The following is a 16,934-nucleotide window of genomic DNA, read 5'->3' as shown; positions in this document are numbered from 1 at the left end:
CAGCGCCGACCCGCCCCCCAGGGCGGCGCTATTGCGCCACCCTCGGGTCGGTCGCTGCCCTATCTTCTCTGTAAAGACGTCCCTAATCGGCCTCTTCGAGACGCAGCAGATCCGCAAGACCGGCCCGGTAATCCGGGTACTTCAGGGCGACGCCCAACTCGTCCTTGATCCGGTCGTTCCGCACGCGCTTCGATTCCGCGTAAAAGCTGCGGGCCATCGGTGTCATTTCGGCTGTTTCGAAATCCTCGGCAGGCGGCAGCGGCAGACCCAGCAACTTGGCAGCGTGGCCGATCACGTCCTCGGGCGGCGCCGGGTCGTCGTCGCACAGGTTATAGGCCGCGCCGGGGTTCGGCTGCGCGATGGACGCGGCAAGCACCTGCGCGATGTCCTCGACGTGAATGCGGCTGAACACCTGACCCTTCTTGATGATCCGCCGCGCCGTGCCTGCCCGCACCTTGGCGAACGGCCCGCGCCCGGGCCCGTAGATCCCCGCGAGCCGGAATATGTGCAGCGGCAACCCGGTATCGGCGGCCAGCGCGCGCCACGCCGTTTCCGCCTCCACCCGCATCCGCCCGCGCCGGGTCGACGGGGTCAGCGGCGTGTCCTCGTCCACCCAGCCGCCGTCGTGGTCGCCGTAGACGCCGGTGGTCGACAGGTAGCCCGCCCACTGAAGACGCGGCGCGGCATCCGCCACAAGGTCACGGTGCGCGGCCAGCAGGGGGTCGCCATCCTCACCGGGCGCGGCCGACATCAGCAGGTGCGTGGCGCGGTCGAACGCCGGGGCAAGATCCGCGTCCGGCCAGACCAGCGTTTCGGTCACCTCGTCCGGCCCGGCGGCCTTGTCGGCCGACCGGGTGGTTCCGATGACGGTCCAGCCCTGCGGGATCAGCAGGCGGGCCAGCGCGCGGGCGGAATAGCCGTGGCCGATGGACAGAAGCGTGCCGGTCATGTCGCGTAGTTCGACCCTTCTTCGTCCAGAACCGCGCGCAGTTCCGACAGGTGCCGTTCGTTCTGCTCGGGGTATTGTTCGATCTCGTCGGCGGTCTTGGCCGCGATCTCGTCGGACAGAACCCGCAGTTCCTTGCCGGTCTGAAGCGCCCGCACATAGGTCTCCGCCGCGCGCTCGAAGTAATACAGCCGGGTGAACGTCTCGGCGACGGTCTGGCCGATCACCATGATGCCGTGGTTGCCCATGATCATCACCGATTTCTTCGGGTCCGCGAACAGTTGCGCGCACCGCTCGCCCTCTTCCTCGAAGGCCAGCCCGCCATACTCGGTATCGACGACCTGCCGGTCGAAGAACATCGCGGCGTTCTGGTCCACCGGCGGCAGGATCGAATCCTTCAGGATCGCCAGCACCGTCGCGTGGATCGAGTGGACGTGCATCGCGCACCGCGCATGCGGGCAGTGGCGGTGGATCGCGCCGTGCAGCCCCCACGCGGTGGGATCGGGCGCGTCCGGCCCTTTCAGCGTCTCGGGGTTGTTGGCGTCGATCATCAGCATGTCCGACGCGCGGACGCGGCTGAAATGCTTCTGGTTGGGGTTCATCAGGAATTGCGTGCCATCGTCGTTCACGGCCAGCGAGAAGTGGTTCGCGACGCCCTCGTGCATATTCAGCCGTGCGGTCCAGCGAAAGGCGGCGGCCAGATCGCAACGCTCTGTCCAGTGGTCGATGTTCGGGATGCGGGCGGTGTCCATTGGGTTTCCTTTCCTATTCGGCGCGAACCTACCGGCAGAGGCCGCAAGGCGAAAGGGCACGCCGTCGGGCGGTCCTTTGGGCGGGAACTGCGGGGTTGAAACGGTCCAGCCGGTTGTTTAGGTCAGCGTCGTGCCGCTGGGGCACCCAATGGAGTATGCACGACATGGACAACTACCGCACCGCCGTCGCCCAGCCGAACTGCCTTGCGGAGAAACTCCATGCCGAATTCCATCACTCTTTCCAATCTTTCGTGGTCCACGCCTGACGGACATTCCCTTTTCAACGGCCTGACACTGACGCTTGGCCCGGAACGCACCGGGCTGGTCGGTCGGAACGGTGTGGGGAAAAGCACGCTGCTGCGCCTGATCGCGGCACAGACGCCGCCGTCCGCTGGCACCGTGTCCGTGACCGGGCGCATCGGTGTCCTGCGGCAAGAGGTGCGGCCAACGCCCGGTGAAACCGTGGCCGACCTGTTCGGCGTGTCCGACGCGCTGGTGGTGCTGGCGCGGGCAGAAGAAGGGACAGCAACGGTCGAGGATCTGTCCATCGCCGACTGGACGCTGGAAGACCGGATCGCCGCCGCGTTGGGGCAGGTCGGGCTGGATGCCGATGCCGCGACGCCGCTGGCATCGCTGTCGGGCGGACAGCGGACGCGCGCCGGTTTGGCGGCCTTGATCTTCGACGCCCCGGACATCCTGCTGCTGGACGAGCCGACCAACAACCTTGACCGGGACGGTCGTGCGGCGGTGCTGGACCTGCTTGCGGGCTGGCGCGGCGCGGCGGTGGTGGTCAGCCACGACCGCGACGTGCTGCGTGCGGTGGATGCCATCGTCGAGCTGACCACGCTTGGGGCGACGCGGTATGGCGGCGGGTACGATCTGTACCGCGCGCAAAAGGACCTGGAACTGGCCGCCGCCGCGCATGATATGGCGACGGCAGAACGCCAGCGTGACGAGGTGCGCCGCGCGGCGCAGGCGCGGGCCGAGCGGAAAGCGCGCACCGACAGCGCCGGGCGGCGGCTGCGGGCCAGCGGCAGCCAAGGCAAGATGCTGATGGACAAGGCGAAAGAGCGCAGTGAAGCCTCGGGCGGTGCAAGCGCCCGGCTGGCAGAAGCGCGCCTTACAGACGCCGAGGAGTCTCTGGACAAGGCGCGGTCCCGGATCGAGGTTCTGGAACAGGCGAAGATGGACTTGCCGTCCAGTGGCCTGCCCGCCGGGCGACAGGTGCTGACCGTGACCGATCTGCACGCAGGCTATGGTGCCCCGGTGGTGCGCGCCCTGTCACTGGCCGTCGTCGGGCCCGAACGCATTGCACTGACCGGGCCGAACGGGGTTGGCAAAAGCACGCTTCTCAAGGTTCTGACCGGCGAGTTGCCCGCGATGTCGGGGACGGCGGCGGTTCACGTGCCTTTCGCGTTGCTGGACCAGTCGCTTGGCGTGCTGGATCCCGGGATGTCGGTGCTGGACAACTACCGCGCGCGCAATCCCGGCGACGACGTGAACGCGGCGCGCGCCGTGCTGGCCCGGTTCCTGTTCCGGGGCGATGCCGCCCTTGTTCCGGCCGGTCGGCTGAGCGGTGGCCAGATGCTGCGCGCGGGTCTGGCCTGCGCGTTGGGCGGCAAGCCGCCAGAGCTGTTGATCCTGGACGAGCCGACGAACCATCTGGACCTGGACGCGATCGAGGCCTTGGAGTCCGTGGTGCGCGGGTATGACGGCGCGCTGCTGGTGGTCAGCCACGACCGTCCGTTTTTGGACAACGTGGGGATCACGCGAGAGCTGCGGTTGGGCTAGCGTCCCCCCAAAAAAGAAAAACGCCCGCGGTGGCGGGCGTTTCATATGTGGCGCGAGAGGGCCGGCGAAGCGGCCCTGCCTGCGGCCGGGATCAGCCGTTGACGCTGTCCTTCAGGGCCTTCGCGATGGTCATCTTGACCACCTTGTCGGCTTCCTTCTTGATCTGCTCGCCGGTGGCCGGGTTGCGGACCATGCGCTCGGGGCGCTCGCGGCAATAGATCTTGCCGACGCCCGGCAGGGTCACTGCGCCGCCAGCGGCGACTTCTTTGGTGATCACCGAGGTGATCGCGTCCAGAGCAGCGGTCGCCGATTTCTTGTCGGTGTCCATCTCTTCCGCGAGGGCGGCGACGAGCTGGGTCTTGGTCATAGGTTTGGCCATGTATGGTCTCCTCAAACTTCCCCGTCCTAGCGGGTTCTCGGCAGAATTTATCGGAATATATGGGAGGCGCACAACCTTTTGTGCGCGCTTCCCCCATGTTTTCCTGCATTTTGTGGTACTTTTTTGCCGGTTTTCCTAAAGGAAGGCGGTCTCTTCGAAGCTTCGCAGCTTTCTGGAGTGGATCCGTTCCAGCGGCATTTCGCGTATCAGCTCCATCGCGCGGATGCCGATCAGCAGGTGAGACGCCACCTGAGTGCGGTAGAAATCGGTCGCCATGCCGGGCAGCTTCAGCTCTCCGTGCAGGGGTTTGTCCGACACGCACAGCAGGGTGCCATAGGGAACGCGGAACCGGAAACCGTTCGCGGCGATGGTCGCGCTTTCCATGTCCAGCGCCACCGCGCGGGATTGCGACAGCCGCTGCACCGGGCCCGACTGGTCGCGCAGTTCCCAGTTGCGGTTGTCGATGGTGGCGACGGTGCCGGTGCGCATGATGCGCTTCAACTCGTAGCCTTCCAGCTTTGTCACGTCCTCGACCGCCTGCTCTAGCGAGGTCTGGATTTCCGCCAGCGGCGGGATCGGGGTCCAGACCGGCAGATCGTCGTCCAGAACGTGGTCTTCGCGCAGATAGGCGTGGGCCAGCACAAAGTCGCCCAGCCGCTGCGAATTCCGCAGACCGGCGCAGTGCCCGACCATCAGCCACGCATGCGGGCGCAGCACCGCGATGTGGTCGGTCGCGGTCTTGGCGTTGGACGGGCCGACGCCGATGTTGACCAACGTGATGCCCGCGCTGCCTTCGCGTTTCAGGTGATAGGTCGGCATCTGCGGCAGCTTGGCCGGAACCTCCAGCGGCTGATCGCCTGCCGTGATCTCTTGGTTGCCGGGGCCGACGAACGAGGTGTAGCCGCTGTCGGGGTCGTCCAGCATCCGGCGCGCAACCGTTTCGAACTCTTCGATGTAGAACTGGTAGTTCGTGAACAGAACGTGGTTCTGGAAATGCTCGGGGTCCGTCGCGGTATAGTGCGCCAGCCGTGCCAGCGAATAGTCGATACGCTGGGCGGTGAACGGCGCCAGCGGGGCGGCGCCGTCATAGGGAAAGCCATAGCCGTTGACGATGTCGTCGTTGGTGGTGCCAAGATCCGGCACGTCGAACACATCGCGCAGGCTGAAATCCATCACCCCGTCCTGCGGCACCGTCACGCCGGACGCCCCGTCCATCGCGAAGTGCACCGGGATCGGCGTGGCCGAAGGGCCGACGGCGACTGGCAGGCCGTGGTTCTCGATCAGAAGGCCGATCTGCTGGATCAGGTAATTCCGGAACAGATCGGGCCGGGTGATCGTGGTGACATAGGTGCCGGGTTCCGCGACATGGCCGAAGGACAGGCGGCTGTCGATCTGGGCATAGCTAGAGGTCGTAAACCGGACCTCGGGGTAATAGGCGCGGAACCGGCTTTCGGGCATTCCGCCGCCGATGGTGGCCGAGAACTTGTCGCGCAGGAACAGGACCGAGGCTTGGTAAAGCTCGGTCAGCCGGTCCACGGCGGCGACCGCGTCGTCAAAGCGTTCGGGGCCGGAAAGGTCGGGGGTCTGAACGGGCATCTGTCGGTGGGAAATCGTCACGTGGTGGCCTCGAAAACGTCTGTGGTGGTGAAGGTGGTTACGTCGACCAGCCCCATATCGGAAATGCGCAACTCGGGGATGACAACCAGCGCCAATAGCGAATGCTGCATGTACGCGTTGTTCAGGGTGCAGCCGCAGGCGGACATCGCCTCGACCATCGCCTGCGCGGTGCGGGCGACATCCTCGGCGGGGCTGTCGGACATCAGCCCGGCGATGGGCAGTTCGACCAGCGCGAGTTCCTGTCCGTCCTTCCAGACGGTGACACCGCCGCCGACCTCTGCCAGCCGGTTCGCCGCCTGCGCCATGTTCTCGCGCGAGGTGCCGACCACGATCATGTGGTGGCTGTCATGCGCGACGGTCGACGCGATCGCCATGTCGCCGGTATAGCCAAAGCCCGAAACGAACCCGTTCACCACCTTGCCGGTGGCGCGGTGCCGTTCGACCAGCGCGATCTGGCAGACATCCTGATCCGGATCGCCCTCGACCGTGCCGTCGGTGACCTGCAACTCGGCGGTCAGCGCCTTGGTCGGGGCCTGGTTTTCGACCACGCCGATGACTTTCGCCTTCACACGGTTCGCGCCGTCGGGGGCGGCGACGATGAAGTCGGACGCCACCTTGTCGGCCCCCATGTTGACCGAGGTCCTGGCATGCGATGGCCAGTCCCCGTGCGGGAAGTCGACCGTGACCTTGCCGTCCTGCGCCACAAGTTCGCCGCGAGCGTACACCGCGTCAATCGGCAGCGTCGTCAGATCGGGGGTCAGGATCAGGTCGGCGCGGCGTCCCGGCGCGATCGAGCCTAGTTCCCGCTGAAGCCCGAAATGCGTAGCGGTGTTGATCGTCGCCATCTGGATCGCGATGAGCGGATCGCACCCACACTCGATGGCGTGGCGCACTACGCGGTTCATGTGGCCGTCGTGGACCAACGTGCCGGAATGGCAGTCGTCGGTGCACAGGATGAACCCGCGCGGGTCCAGCCCCTTTTCGGTTACGGCGGTGATCTGCGCCTTTACGTCGTACCACGCCGAGCCCAGCCGCATCATCGCGCCCATGCCCTGCCGGACGCGCATGATCGCGTCGGCCTCTTGCGTGCCTTCGTGGTCGTCGGCGGGGCCGCCTGCGGCATAGGCGTGAAAGTTCGCAAGATCGGGCGAGGCATAGTGCCCGCCCACGGTCTTGCCGGCTTTCTGGGTCTCGGCGATCTCGGCCAGCATCTGCGGGTCGCCGGCGACGACGCCGGGATAGTTCATCATCTCGCCCAGCCCGATGATGCCGGGCCATGTCATCGCCTCTGCGACGTCTTCTGGCCCGATCTCGTAGCCGGTGGTCTCGAGCCCCGGTGCGGATGGGGCGCAGGACGGCATCTGGGTATAGATGTTGACCGGCTGAAGCAGCGCCTCGTCATGCATCAGCCGGACACCTTCCAGCCCCATGACGTTGGCGATCTCGTGCGGGTCGGTGAACATCGTCGTCGTGCCGTGCGGGGTCACCGCGCGGGCGAACTCGGCGGGGGTCAGCATCCCGCTTTCGATGTGCATGTGCGCGTCGCACAGGCCGGGGACAAGATAGCGGCCCTCTGCCTCGATCACGTCGGTCGTATCGCCGATGCAGTGAGAGGCGTCGGGACCGACATAGGCGAACCGGCCATCGGCGATGGCGACCTGCCAGCCGTCGATAATCTCGCGGGTGTGGACATTGACGATCCGGCCACCGCGGATCACGCGGTCGGCAGGCTCGCGACCGGCGGCGACGGCAACCAGTCTTGGTGCGGCCTCGGCCCAGGTCTTAATGTGGGTTTGGGAATCTGATACTTTCATGTGCCGATCATCGTCAGATCGCGGTGTTGCGCAACCCCTGACGCGCTGTCGGCGGGTCCCGGCCAGCGCAATACCTGCGATAAGCGACCGCGGTTCGGCGCACCTTGGCACGCCATCTTCGTCTCTGATGCGCGGATCAGAGAATGGGGCCCATCATGGCGACGGTGTTGTTCCATAGCCGGCGCGGCAGCGTCCAAGCGGCAACGTCTGACGCCGTGATCTCTGTGGACTGGGCGATGTAGCTTTCCTGCCGGGCCACAAGCTCGGCCGTCAGCGCGTGGTCCTGCAGCAGGATGTTGTTCTCGTAGTTCAGTTCAAAGCTCCGCCGGTCGAGGTTGGCCGAGCCGATCATCGCGATCTCGCCGTCCAGCGTCAGCGACTTGGCGTGCAGCAGTCCCGGCGCGTACTCGAAGATCTGGACCCCGGCGGAAAGAAGTTCCGGGTAATAGCTGTGGCTGGCGGCGGCCACGATCCACGAGTCGTTGCGCTCTGGCACGATCATGCGGGTGCGGACGCCCCGATGCGCGGCTGCACACAACGCGGCCTGCATGGATTCCGTCGGGACGTAATACGGGGTGGTCAGGGTCAAGTCGCGCCGCGCGGCGTGCAGCAGGGTCTCGAACATCTCGGGCATGGCGCTGTCGCGCACGGTGGGGCCGCTGCCGTTGACCTGTGCCACGACGGGCCCGTCAAAAGGCTCGGGATCGACGGACAGCAGCGGGTGCAGATCCTCGTCGACATGGGCCATCCAGTCCTGCACGAACAACCATTGGTTCTGCCGTGCGACCGGCCCTTCGAACCGCACCATCAGGTCGACCCAAGGCGCGAACTTCTGTTTCACCCGAAATTCGGGATCGGCGCAGTTCTGGCTGCCGCAATAGGTGATGTGGTTGTCGATCACTACGATCTTGCGGTGATTGCGCAGGTCCACCCGGCCTTTCAGCGTGTGCAGAAGCAGGTTGTCCAGCGGCAGCGCGCGGGCCAGCCGGACACCGGCCTTTTCCATCTCGGCCCAAAGCGGCGACCGGATGATACGGCGCGAACCAAGATCGTCGGCCATCGCGCGCACGGTGACCCCGCGCCGGGCCGCGCGCATCGCCGCCTCGGCCACGCGGGTGCCGGCAGAGTCGCCAAGCCAGATGTAGAACAACAGGTGGACATGATCCGTCGCCGCGTCGATGTCGGCGATCATCGCCTCGGTCGGGGCGCTGCCCTCTCCCAGCAACCGGCCCGTGTTGCCGGTCACGGGGGCATGGCCGCTGATCGACTCGCCAGCGCGGAAGATGTGCCTGTGGCGTGGCGTAACGTGTTCGAAGGCGGAGTCCGGCGCGGGGTCGAACAGCCGGTCCGCCTTGCCCGCCGTCTCGCGGTAGCGTTCCGCGCGGTCGGTGCCGATATTTGTCTCTCCGAACAGCAGATAGGCGACGATCCCGACCACCGGTGCGGTCAGGATCACAAGCACCCACGCCAGCCGCGACGACGGCCCGCGATGGGGCCGTAGAAGCGCGCGCACGATGAACCCGGCCTGCACCAGAACGTGCAGGACAACCAGCCAATAGGGCAATGAGATCACGGGCATTTTTCCCCCATGGCCGCACTGTCGCCGCCGGTCGGGCCAAGGTCAATGCGCGCCGGCGGTCTCGATCAGGCGGGTGTCGAAGGCGATGGCGTTCTTCAGCGCAGGCCGATCGCCGCAACGGGCCACCCAGTCTTGGATATGCGGAACGTCCGGGGTGAAGCCCGCCGCGAACTGGAAGGCCGATGAACAGATTGCGTCCGCTACAGAGTAATCGTCGCCCAACAGGTAGGGCCGATCCTTCAGGGCGTGCGACAGGCGGTCGGTTACCTCGGCCATGCCGCGGAAGGTCGATTGGACCACGGGATGACGGATCTCGGCGAATTCCATCACGATAACGGGTTCCAAGACGTCGCCGTACCACGCCAGCCACGACAGCAGCACGCCCCGGTCGGGCGCGCCAATGGGTCGGCCCAACCCGGCGTCGGGGAACAGTTCGGTCAGGTACAGGGCGATGGCGGTCGATTCCCAGATCACCGCGTCGCCGTGAACCAGCAGGGGCACCTTCCCTTCGGGATGCGGATTGCGGGCGTCGCGGCTGCCGCTGCCGTCCTGACGGGGCACCGAAACCGGGTCGATGGTGACCTTGTCCTGTGCGCCGAGATCCTCGATCAGGGCGACGATGCGGGTCGAGCGGCTGCGGGGGGCGTGGTACAGTGTCAGCATTCCGGGTCTCCTTGGCGGCTTGTGCTGAACGTATTATGGTCCAGCCATCCTGTCAGAATCCGTCAGCAGAGCAATGCCCAGAACCGACCGTCTGTTTCGCCTGCTGGACCTTCTGCGACGGTTGCCGCCGCCGGTGACGGCCATGCGGCTTGCGGCGGAAACGGGCGTGTCGGAACGCACCCTGTATCGCGACATCGACGCGTTGCGCGCGGCGGGCGCGCTGATCGACGGCGAGGCGGGCTATGGATATCGCCTGACCGAGGACCCGGCGCTGCCGCCGCAGATGTTCGACCGGCTAGAGGTCGAGGCGCTGGTGCTGGGATTGGCCGAGGTGCAGGCCAAGGCCGATCCGGCACTGGCCGATGCAGCCGCCGCCGCGATGGACAAGATCGTCGCCCGTTTGCCGGACCGTGTCGCGCAGCAGGCGGCGCATGCGGTGTCGATGGTCCGCCGCTGGGAGACCACCCGCGCGCCAAGGCACCTTGACCTGCTGCGCCGCGCGTCATGGGACGAACTTGCGGTCGACATCACCTATGTCGACGGCGCGGGCAACGAGACAGGGCGGCGGATCTGGCCGCTTGCGACCGTGTTCGTCGACCATGCCCAGATGATCCTTGCGTGGTGCTGTTTGCGGCAGGAGTTTCGCAAGTTCGTCGTGCACCGGATCACGCAGGCATCGGTGACCGGGCACAGCTTTAGGCCGCGCCGCGCATCCCTACTTAGGGACTATCTTGCGCAGATGGGGGCGGAATCGCAGTCATGACGGACCTTCGGAGCATCGTGATGGGCGTGGCCTTCGCGGCGATGTGGGGGTCGGCCTTCAGCTCGGCGCGGATCATCGTGGCCGACGCGCCGCCGCTGACCGCGCTGGCGCTAAGGTTCCTGTGTTCGGGACTGATCGGCGTGGGGATCGGCGCATGGCTGGGCCAGACCATGCGGCTGTCGCGGTCGCAATGGCGTGCGACCGTGGTGCTGGGGATCTGCCAGAACGCGCTTTACCTTGGCCTGACCTTCACCGCGGTTCAGACGATCGAGGCATCGCTGGCCGCGATCATCGCCTCGACCATGCCGCTGCTGGTCGCGCTGGGCGGGCTGCTGGTGTTCGGCGAACGGATTTCGGCGCTGGGGCTGGCTGGGCTGGTGACGGGCATTCTTGGAGTGGCGATCATCATGGGCGCCCGCCTGTCCGGCGGGGTGGACCTTGTCGGCGTCGGTCTGGCGGTCCTTGGGGTCCTGTCGCTGACCGTAGCGACGATGGCCGTGCGCGGCGCGATCTCGGGCGGGAACGTGATAATGATCGTCGGCCTTCAGATGCTGGTGGGCAGCGCGGGGCTGGCGGTGGGGGCGGTGATCCTGGAGGACTGGCAGGTGACGTGGTCGCTGAAGATGGTGCTGGCCTTCTGGTATACCGCGCTGGTGCCGGGGCTGGCGGCGACTTTCGTCTGGTTCTGGCTGGTCAACCGGATCGGGGCGGTGCGCGCGGCGACGTTCCATTTCCTGTCGCCGTTCTTCGGCGTGACCATCGCGGCGCTGCTGTTGGGCGAACGGCCGGGCGTTCTGGACCTTCTGGGGGTCGCGGTGGTGATGCTGGGGATCTGGGCGGTACAGGTGTCGCGGCGGCGCACGGCCTGACGCCTGCCGCGATGCGGACCCGGTCGATGCAGCACAAGTGGCCGATTTTACATGCCGGGGCGGAACCCCGAGCGCTGTTCGCACGTTCACGCTCCAAAGGAGACCGCGCGCGATGGGCGATCAAGGCACGCTGGCCGACCGGACGAAACTCGATTCAGACAGGAAACGACCGCGACGCCGCTGGAAGCTGTGGGTGGGCTTGTTCGCCCTTGTGCTTATGGTTGGCGCAGCCGGAAGCGGCGCGGGCCTGCTGTGGCTGACGAAACTGCCCGATCTCGACGAGATGGAGGCACAGGCCTCTCCGTTCATGCAGACGCAGGACGGCGCCGCGCTTGTGATGGCGGGTGGCACCACCTCGGAGTACGTGCCCTATGCCGAGCTTCCCGAAACCCTCACGCAGGCCGTGATCTCGCTGGAAGATGTCCGGTTCCGCGACCACGGCGGGCTGGACCTGCGGTCGATCGGGCGGGCTTTCGTCTCTAACATGCGGGCGGGTGGCATCGTCGAAGGCGGCAGCACCATCACCCAGCAGTTGGTCAAGATCAGCTATCTGACGCCGGAACGCACCTATACCCGCAAGATCCACGAGGCGCTTTTGGCGCGTGAGATCGAGGCGCGTTATTCCAAGGACGAGATCCTAGAACGCTATCTGAACCGGGTGTACCTGGGAAGCGGCGCGCAGGGCGTTGGGGCCGCGTCGCGGGTGTATTTCGGCAAACCGGTGCAGGACCTGTCGCTGGCCGAAAGCGCGCTTTTGGCGGCGTCGATCCAGATCCCGTCGGTGGTGAACCCCTATGGCGACACCGACCGTCTGCGGCCACGGGCGTTGCAGGCCATCGAGAACATGCAGTGGGTGGGCGACATCAGCGAAGAGGATGCCGACGCCGCCCGGACCGAGATCGAGACGCGGGAATTCAGCCGCAGCGCCCCGGCCTATGGCGGATGGTTCGCGGACTGGGTCGCGGACGAGGCGGAGGAACACGCCGGAGGACGCGCCGCGACGGTGCACACCACGCTGGACCCGGAGCTGCAGATTCAGGCCGAGGCTGCCATCGCCGATGTGCTTGGCGATCGCCCGATGCAGGCGGCACTGGTTGCGCTGCGGCCCGATGGCAGCGTCGCCGCGATGGTCGGCGGACGGGACTATTCCGAAAGTCAGTTCAACCGGGCCGTCAGCGCCGTGCGTCAGCCGGGGTCGACCTTCAAGACCTTCGTCTACCTTGCCGCGCTGGCCGAAGGGGTCACGCCGGACCGCACCATCACCGACCAGCCGATCAATCTGGATGGATACCGCCCCGAGAACTACGGCGGCGGTTTCAGCGGCATCGTCACGATGCGGCAGTCCTTTGTGCGATCGCTGAACGCCGCCACGGTCACGCTTGCGCACTATATCGGGTTCGAAAAACCCGCGCAGGCCGCCCGCGCGTTGGGGATCGAGGCAGAGCTGATGGAAACGCCTTCGCTGGCGCTGGGCGCGTCTGGCGTTACGCTTCTGGACCTGACCGAAGCCTACGCCGCGATTGCGGAAGGCGAAGGCCCGGTCGAGGCTTGGGGGCTGACCTCGATGACCCTGCCGGACGGCACCGAACAGGACATCGCCCATCCCCAGCCCGAAAGCACCGACGAAGCCCGCAGACTGTTGGCCCACGCGCCCGAGATGACGCGGCTGCTGCGGGATGTCGTCACCTCGGGAACCGGCCGCGCGGTGGCGGGCGTGCCGGGCGCGGTCGGCAAGACTGGCACCAGCCAGGAATCCCGCGACGCGCTGTTTGTCGGGTGGGACGACCGCTATACCGTTGGTGTCTGGGTCGGCAACGACGACAACTCTCCGATGGAGGGTGTCACCGGCGGCGGGCTGCCGGCGCAGATCTGGGCCAAATTCCTGACCGGCGCCCCCGCGACCGAAGAACTGTCCCTGAACAGCATATCAGAGACGATTGGCGGGACCTGCAACGTACAAGCCTGCAGTCAGGCGTATCGGTCTTTCCGCGCGTCGGATTGCACGTTCCAGCCCTACGGCAACCGCCCCCGCCAGCTGTGCGAGCAGTGATTAAAGAAGGATGGCCAGCAGCGCGGTGATCGTCACGAAGGATGCGGTCGTCGCCAGCAGCAGTGCGATTGACGCCATACCGTCGTGTCCGAACGGCTGCGCAAGGATGGCGTAGATCGCGACCATCGGCATCGCACAGGTCAGGATCAGCGCAGTTCCCAGATCGGGACCCAGACCCAGCGGCAAAAGTAGCACCACAAGCGCGGCGATGGCCGGATGCAGCAGCAGCTTGCCCGCCGCGACCAGACCGGCCAGCCCCTTGTTGCCCTGCATCGGCAGTCCGAACAGGGTTCCGCCGATCACCACCAGCGCGACGGCGGCCGCCGATCCGGCCACAAGCGACAGGCCCCGGGTCACCGGTTCGGGCAGCGGGATGCCGGACACCGACACCAGCAGCCCCAGCAACAACGCCACGATGAAGGGCCGGGTCAGAACCTGCCACAGGATGCCGCCAAGGATGCGAAAGATACTTTTCCCCTCGGTCGGGCGTGACAGTTCCGCCACCGCCAGCGCCACGGGCAGCGCAAGAAAGTTCTCGACCAGAAAATTCATCGCAAGGATCGAGCCCGCGATGTCCGGGAAGGACAGCAACAGCACGGGATAGCCGACGAAGGCCGAGTTCGGCATCGCCATCCCCAGCGATCCCAGCGCCCGCCGCGCAGGTCCGCCGCCGAAGCTACCGCCAAGGGCCGCCGTCACGACATAGCCGATGGCCATCGTCGTCAGCGTCGCCAGCGCGTAGGCGCCAAGGTAGCCGGGGACGATGATCTGAGACAGGTCGCGCGTGGCAACGGCCGAGAACATCAGCGCGGGCATCGCGATGTTCAGGACGTAAGCGCCCAGCACCCGCATGTCGCCGGGCTTGAACAGCCCGCGCGCGGTGGTCGCGTAGCCGACGGCAATCACCGCGAAGATCGGAAAGGTGATCCCGAGGACGTTCAGCATTCAGCCAATGGGACCACGGACGCCGCCGGTCTGGCCGCGATCCAGAAGGATATGGTCAAGCAGAACGCAGGCCATCATCGCCTCGCCCACCGGGACGGCGCGGATGCCGACGCAGGGGTCGTGGCGGCCCTTGGTGATGATCTCGGTCTCGTTGCCGTCAAGGTCGATGGTCTTGCGGGTGGTCAGGATCGAACTGGTCGGCTTCACCGCGAAGCGCACGACGATCTCTTGTCCGGTCGAAATGCCGCCAAGAATGCCGCCCGCGTGGTTCGAGCTGAACCGGGGCTGGCCGTCGTTGCCCATGTAGATCTCGTCGGCGTTCGCCTCGCCCGTCAGTTCGGCGGCGGCCATGCCTTCGCCGATCTCGACGCCCTTCACCGCGTTGATCGACATCATCGCGGCGGCAAGTTCGGTGTCCAGCTTGCCATAGACCGGCGCGCCCAGCCCCGCGGGAAAGCCGGTGGCGGACACCTCGATCACCGCGCCGACCGAACTGCCCGACTTGCGCAGCGCGTCAAGGTAGCCTGCCCATGTCTCGGCCGCGGTGGCGTCGGGCACCCAGAAGGGGTTGTTGTCGATCTCGGCGGCGTCGAACTTCGCGCGGTCGATTTCATGGGTGCCCATGCGGGTCATGTAGCCGCGGATCTCGGCCCCCGGCAGCAGGGCGCGGATCGCCTCGCGCGCGACACCGCCCGCAGCGACACGGGCGGCGGTTTCGCGGGCAGAGGACCGGCCGCCGCCACGATAGTCGCGAATCCCGTATTTCTGCCAATAGGAGATGTCGGCGTGGCCGGGGCGGAATTTCTGCGCGATGTCGCCGTAGTCCTTCGACCGCTGGTCCGTGTTGCGGATCATCAGCTGGATCGGGGTGCCGGTGGTCTTTCCCTCGAACACGCCGGACAGGATTTCCACCTCGTCGGCCTCGCGCCGCTGGGTGGTGTACTTGTTCTGGCCGGGTTTGCGCCTGTCGAGCCAGTGCTGCAGCATCGACGCCTCGAGCGGGACGCCGGGCGGGCAGCCGTCGACCGTCGCGCCCAGCGCGGGGCCGTGGCTTTCACCCCATGTGGTGACCCGGAACAGGTGTCCGAACGTGTTGAAGCTCATGTGCGTCCCTCCGCGTTAGCGCGGTTTAGACGCGGTACGAAGGGATTGGAAGCCCCCCGCAGGGGGGCAGAAAGGGGGCGCCGCCCCCGTCACGCTGTCGCGTGACTCCCCCGAGGTATTTTCGAAGAGAAGAAGCCTAGGCCCCTGCCAGTTCGCGGCGCGGCGGGCGCAGGCCGAAGAACACCGCCGGAACAATGATCAGCAGGACCACCGCTGTCGCCTCGAACATGATGTCATAGCCGAAGGCGTCGATCAGCGGCTGGCTGACAAGCGGCGAGATGAACTGCCCGAGGAAGATCGCCGTGGTGATCGCGCCGCTGACCGCCCCGCGGTGGTTGGGGGGCGCGACGTCCAGCGCGATGGCGACGAAGTTTGGCATGACCAGCCCGACGCCGGTTCCGACCAGCAGCGCGCCCGCGCAGTAGACCGGCAGCGCGTGCACCGCCTGCAGCACGAAGAACCCGACCGCCATGATCGCGAAGCCCAGTGCGGGAGTGCCGCCGCGGCCCAGCCGCATCCGGATCGGGCCGAAGAACAGCGACGCGACGCCGGCGGCCAGCACGACGCAGGCCATCACCAGCCCGGCCATCTTCGGATCGGTATGGCCGTTGGCGGCAAGGTAGTACGGCATCTGCGTGGGCATCACGTAGAACAGGATGAAGGCCAGCCCGCACAGGAAGATCACGAAGCACAGGACCGCGAACCAGTTGGCTTCTCCGTCGGCAGAGGCGGGACCGTGGTCGGCCGGGGCGCCGCCGTGGGTGTCGGGCAGGGCCTTCCACAGCAGCGGCAGGTACAGCGCGGCCACCGCGTACAGGGCGAAGGGCAGCAGCGCGCCGATGCCCGCAAGCCAGCCGGCAAGGCCGATGAAGATGAAGCCGCCGAAGTTCACCGCCGACATCTGAAGCCCCATGAATCGGCCCCGGTCGGGGCCGGAATAGATGTCGCCCAGCATCGCGGCCTGCGCGGTCATGACGGCCGCGACCGCAAGGCCGAGGATCAGGCGGCTGGCCAGCAGGGCGTACAGGTTGTCCAGCCACAGCCCGGCGCTGCCGGCGAGGGCGAACAGGATCACACCGGCCAGCAGCTGCCGTTTGCGGCCGAACCGGTCGGCGGCCATCCCGGCGAAGGGCGCGGCGATGGCGATCAGCAGCGCGGGGGCGGTGACCAGCAGCCGGGTCAGCAGCCCGGCGTTGGGCGTGTCGGAATACAGCGCCTCGATCCCCGGCAGCGACGGGCTGATCGTCGCGTTGGACATGATCGTGATCGATGCGGCAAGCAGCAGGGCGATCGCGCGCGGGTCGCGGAGGAGATCCATAAGGCGGCTTTCTGTGGTGGGTCGGTCGGACGGGAGGACGCGCGTATTGCATGGCTGCGCGGGCGTTGTCCACGCGAAATACATGACAGCATCATGTAATATATTCGGCCATGCGTCCACCGCATGGCACCGCAACGCCGCGTCATCGTGGCGGGCGCAGGGGGAGCCGGGTGCGACGGGCTGCTTGCCAAGCGGGGCGGCAGGCCCTACGTCAGACGGTACCTCGGGGTGCCCTGTCGGGCTGAGACGCGAATGCGGACCCGTTGAACCTGAACCGGCTCATACCGGCGGAGGGAAGGTGAATGGAACGCCTCCAGCCTGACCCGACCGTCAACACAGGAGGA

General features: G+C 66.7%; 14 protein-coding genes and 1 riboswitch. Of the genes, 4 read left to right on the top strand and 10 right to left on the bottom strand.

The window, feature by feature from the left end; translation table 11 throughout:
- Positions 1–82 precede the first annotated feature (82 nt).
- Together P1K30_RS06680 and P1K30_RS06675 are read right to left on the bottom strand one after the other, a co-directional pair.
- On the bottom strand, positions 83–949 hold the full coding sequence (locus P1K30_RS06680) for an SDR family oxidoreductase (RefSeq protein ID WP_275631915.1): 867 nt from the start codon (positions 947–949) through the stop codon (positions 83–85).
- Entirely contained in the window at positions 946–1,698 is a 753-nt protein-coding gene (locus P1K30_RS06675) for a class II aldolase and adducin N-terminal domain-containing protein (protein WP_275631914.1), read from the bottom strand. The genes P1K30_RS06680 and P1K30_RS06675 overlap by 4 nt, the downstream gene beginning before the upstream one ends.
- 219 nt (positions 1,699–1,917) lie before the next feature.
- Between P1K30_RS06675 and P1K30_RS06670 the strand changes: the two genes are divergently transcribed.
- Complete coding sequence (locus P1K30_RS06670; RefSeq protein ID WP_275631913.1) at positions 1,918–3,489, top strand: ABC-F family ATP-binding cassette domain-containing protein; 1,572 nt, start codon at positions 1,918–1,920, stop codon at positions 3,487–3,489.
- A 91-nt stretch (positions 3,490–3,580) separates the two neighbouring features.
- On the opposite strand, the gene P1K30_RS06665 is transcribed toward P1K30_RS06670, so the two are convergent.
- From P1K30_RS06665 to P1K30_RS06645, 5 genes are all read right to left on the bottom strand, one after another.
- Positions 3,581–3,868, bottom strand: coding sequence for an HU family DNA-binding protein (locus P1K30_RS06665; protein ID WP_275631912.1), 288 nt, complete (start codon positions 3,866–3,868; stop codon positions 3,581–3,583).
- A 135-nt stretch (positions 3,869–4,003) separates the two neighbouring features.
- Positions 4,004–5,464 (bottom strand): AMP nucleosidase, encoded by a 1,461-nt coding sequence (locus P1K30_RS06660; protein WP_275631911.1) that lies wholly within the window; start codon positions 5,462–5,464, stop codon positions 4,004–4,006.
- A 17-nt stretch (positions 5,465–5,481) separates the two neighbouring features.
- Positions 5,482–7,299 (bottom strand): adenine deaminase, encoded by a 1,818-nt coding sequence (ade, locus tag P1K30_RS06655; protein ID WP_275631910.1) that lies wholly within the window; start codon positions 7,297–7,299, stop codon positions 5,482–5,484.
- Between the two features lie 136 nt (positions 7,300–7,435).
- Positions 7,436–8,878, bottom strand: a complete 1,443-nt coding sequence (gene cls, locus P1K30_RS06650) for a cardiolipin synthase (protein ID WP_275631909.1) — start codon at positions 8,876–8,878, stop codon at positions 7,436–7,438.
- 42 nt (positions 8,879–8,920) lie between these two features.
- Positions 8,921–9,541: a glutathione S-transferase family protein gene (locus P1K30_RS06645; protein WP_275631908.1), complete on the bottom strand. Its 621-nt coding sequence runs from the start codon at positions 9,539–9,541 to the stop codon at positions 8,921–8,923.
- A gap of 73 nt (positions 9,542–9,614) precedes the next feature.
- Between P1K30_RS06645 and P1K30_RS06640 the strand changes: the two genes are divergently transcribed.
- The 3 genes from P1K30_RS06640 (at position 9,615) to P1K30_RS06630 (ending at position 13,223) form a co-directional block, all read left to right on the top strand.
- Positions 9,615–10,304, top strand: coding sequence for a helix-turn-helix transcriptional regulator (locus P1K30_RS06640; protein WP_275631907.1), 690 nt, complete (start codon positions 9,615–9,617; stop codon positions 10,302–10,304).
- Positions 10,301–11,173 carry a DMT family transporter gene (locus P1K30_RS06635; RefSeq protein WP_275631906.1) on the top strand — a complete coding sequence of 291 codons (873 nt, stop codon included), beginning with the start codon at positions 10,301–10,303 and terminating at the stop codon, positions 11,171–11,173. The genes P1K30_RS06640 and P1K30_RS06635 overlap by 4 nt, the downstream gene beginning before the upstream one ends.
- Positions 11,174–11,285: 112 nt before the next feature.
- Positions 11,286–13,223, top strand: coding sequence for a PBP1A family penicillin-binding protein (locus tag P1K30_RS06630; protein WP_275631905.1), 1,938 nt, complete (start codon positions 11,286–11,288; stop codon positions 13,221–13,223).
- On the opposite strand, the gene P1K30_RS06625 is transcribed toward P1K30_RS06630, so the two are convergent.
- The 3 genes from P1K30_RS06625 to P1K30_RS06615 all read right to left on the bottom strand — a co-directional run bounded on the left by P1K30_RS06625 (position 13,224) and on the right by P1K30_RS06615 (position 16,590).
- Positions 13,224–14,168 (bottom strand): AEC family transporter, encoded by a 945-nt coding sequence (locus P1K30_RS06625; RefSeq protein ID WP_275631904.1) that lies wholly within the window; start codon positions 14,166–14,168, stop codon positions 13,224–13,226. It abuts the gene before it with no gap.
- Positions 14,169–15,272: a chorismate synthase gene (gene aroC / locus P1K30_RS06620; protein WP_275631903.1), complete on the bottom strand. Its 1,104-nt coding sequence runs from the start codon at positions 15,270–15,272 to the stop codon at positions 14,169–14,171.
- 136 nt (positions 15,273–15,408) lie between these two features.
- Positions 15,409–16,590: an MFS transporter gene (locus P1K30_RS06615; protein ID WP_275631902.1), complete on the bottom strand. Its 1,182-nt coding sequence runs from the start codon at positions 16,588–16,590 to the stop codon at positions 15,409–15,411.
- A gap of 214 nt (positions 16,591–16,804) precedes the next feature.
- Positions 16,805–16,903: riboswitch (TPP riboswitch) on the top strand.
- Positions 16,904–16,934: the final 31 nt, after the last annotated feature.

It is taken from the genome of Psychromarinibacter halotolerans (genome assembly GCF_029168315.1).
Lineage (GTDB): Bacteria > Pseudomonadota > Alphaproteobacteria > Rhodobacterales > Rhodobacteraceae > Psychromarinibacter > Psychromarinibacter halotolerans.
The sequence above is the reverse complement of the archived record's forward strand: the minus strand, read 5'-3'. Positions and strand labels throughout refer to the sequence as shown.

Bases quoted from the DNA above. Each gene is read 5' to 3' on its own strand.
- P1K30_RS06680 (WP_275631915.1), bottom strand. From the start codon at position 949: ATGACCGGCACGCTTCTGTCCATCGGCCACGGCTATTCCGCCCGCGCG.
- P1K30_RS06675 (WP_275631914.1), bottom strand. From the start codon at position 1,698: ATGGACACCGCCCGCATCCCGAACATCGACCACTGGACAGAGCGTTGC.
- P1K30_RS06670 (WP_275631913.1), top strand. From the start codon at position 1,918: ATGCCGAATTCCATCACTCTTTCCAATCTTTCGTGGTCCACGCCTGAC.
- P1K30_RS06665 (WP_275631912.1), bottom strand. From the start codon at position 3,868: ATGGCCAAACCTATGACCAAGACCCAGCTCGTCGCCGCCCTCGCGGAA.
- P1K30_RS06660 (WP_275631911.1), bottom strand. From the start codon at position 5,464: ATGCCCGTTCAGACCCCCGACCTTTCCGGCCCCGAACGCTTTGACGAC.
- ade (WP_275631910.1), bottom strand. From the start codon at position 7,299: ATGAAAGTATCAGATTCCCAAACCCACATTAAGACCTGGGCCGAGGCC.
- cls (WP_275631909.1), bottom strand. From the start codon at position 8,878: ATGCCCGTGATCTCATTGCCCTATTGGCTGGTTGTCCTGCACGTTCTG.
- P1K30_RS06645 (WP_275631908.1), bottom strand. From the start codon at position 9,541: ATGCTGACACTGTACCACGCCCCCCGCAGCCGCTCGACCCGCATCGTC.
- P1K30_RS06640 (WP_275631907.1), top strand. From the start codon at position 9,615: ATGCCCAGAACCGACCGTCTGTTTCGCCTGCTGGACCTTCTGCGACGG.
- P1K30_RS06635 (WP_275631906.1), top strand. From the start codon at position 10,301: ATGACGGACCTTCGGAGCATCGTGATGGGCGTGGCCTTCGCGGCGATG.
- P1K30_RS06630 (WP_275631905.1), top strand. From the start codon at position 11,286: ATGGGCGATCAAGGCACGCTGGCCGACCGGACGAAACTCGATTCAGAC.
- P1K30_RS06625 (WP_275631904.1), bottom strand. From the start codon at position 14,168: ATGCTGAACGTCCTCGGGATCACCTTTCCGATCTTCGCGGTGATTGCC.
- aroC (WP_275631903.1), bottom strand. From the start codon at position 15,272: ATGAGCTTCAACACGTTCGGACACCTGTTCCGGGTCACCACATGGGGT.
- P1K30_RS06615 (WP_275631902.1), bottom strand. From the start codon at position 16,590: ATGGATCTCCTCCGCGACCCGCGCGCGATCGCCCTGCTGCTTGCCGCA.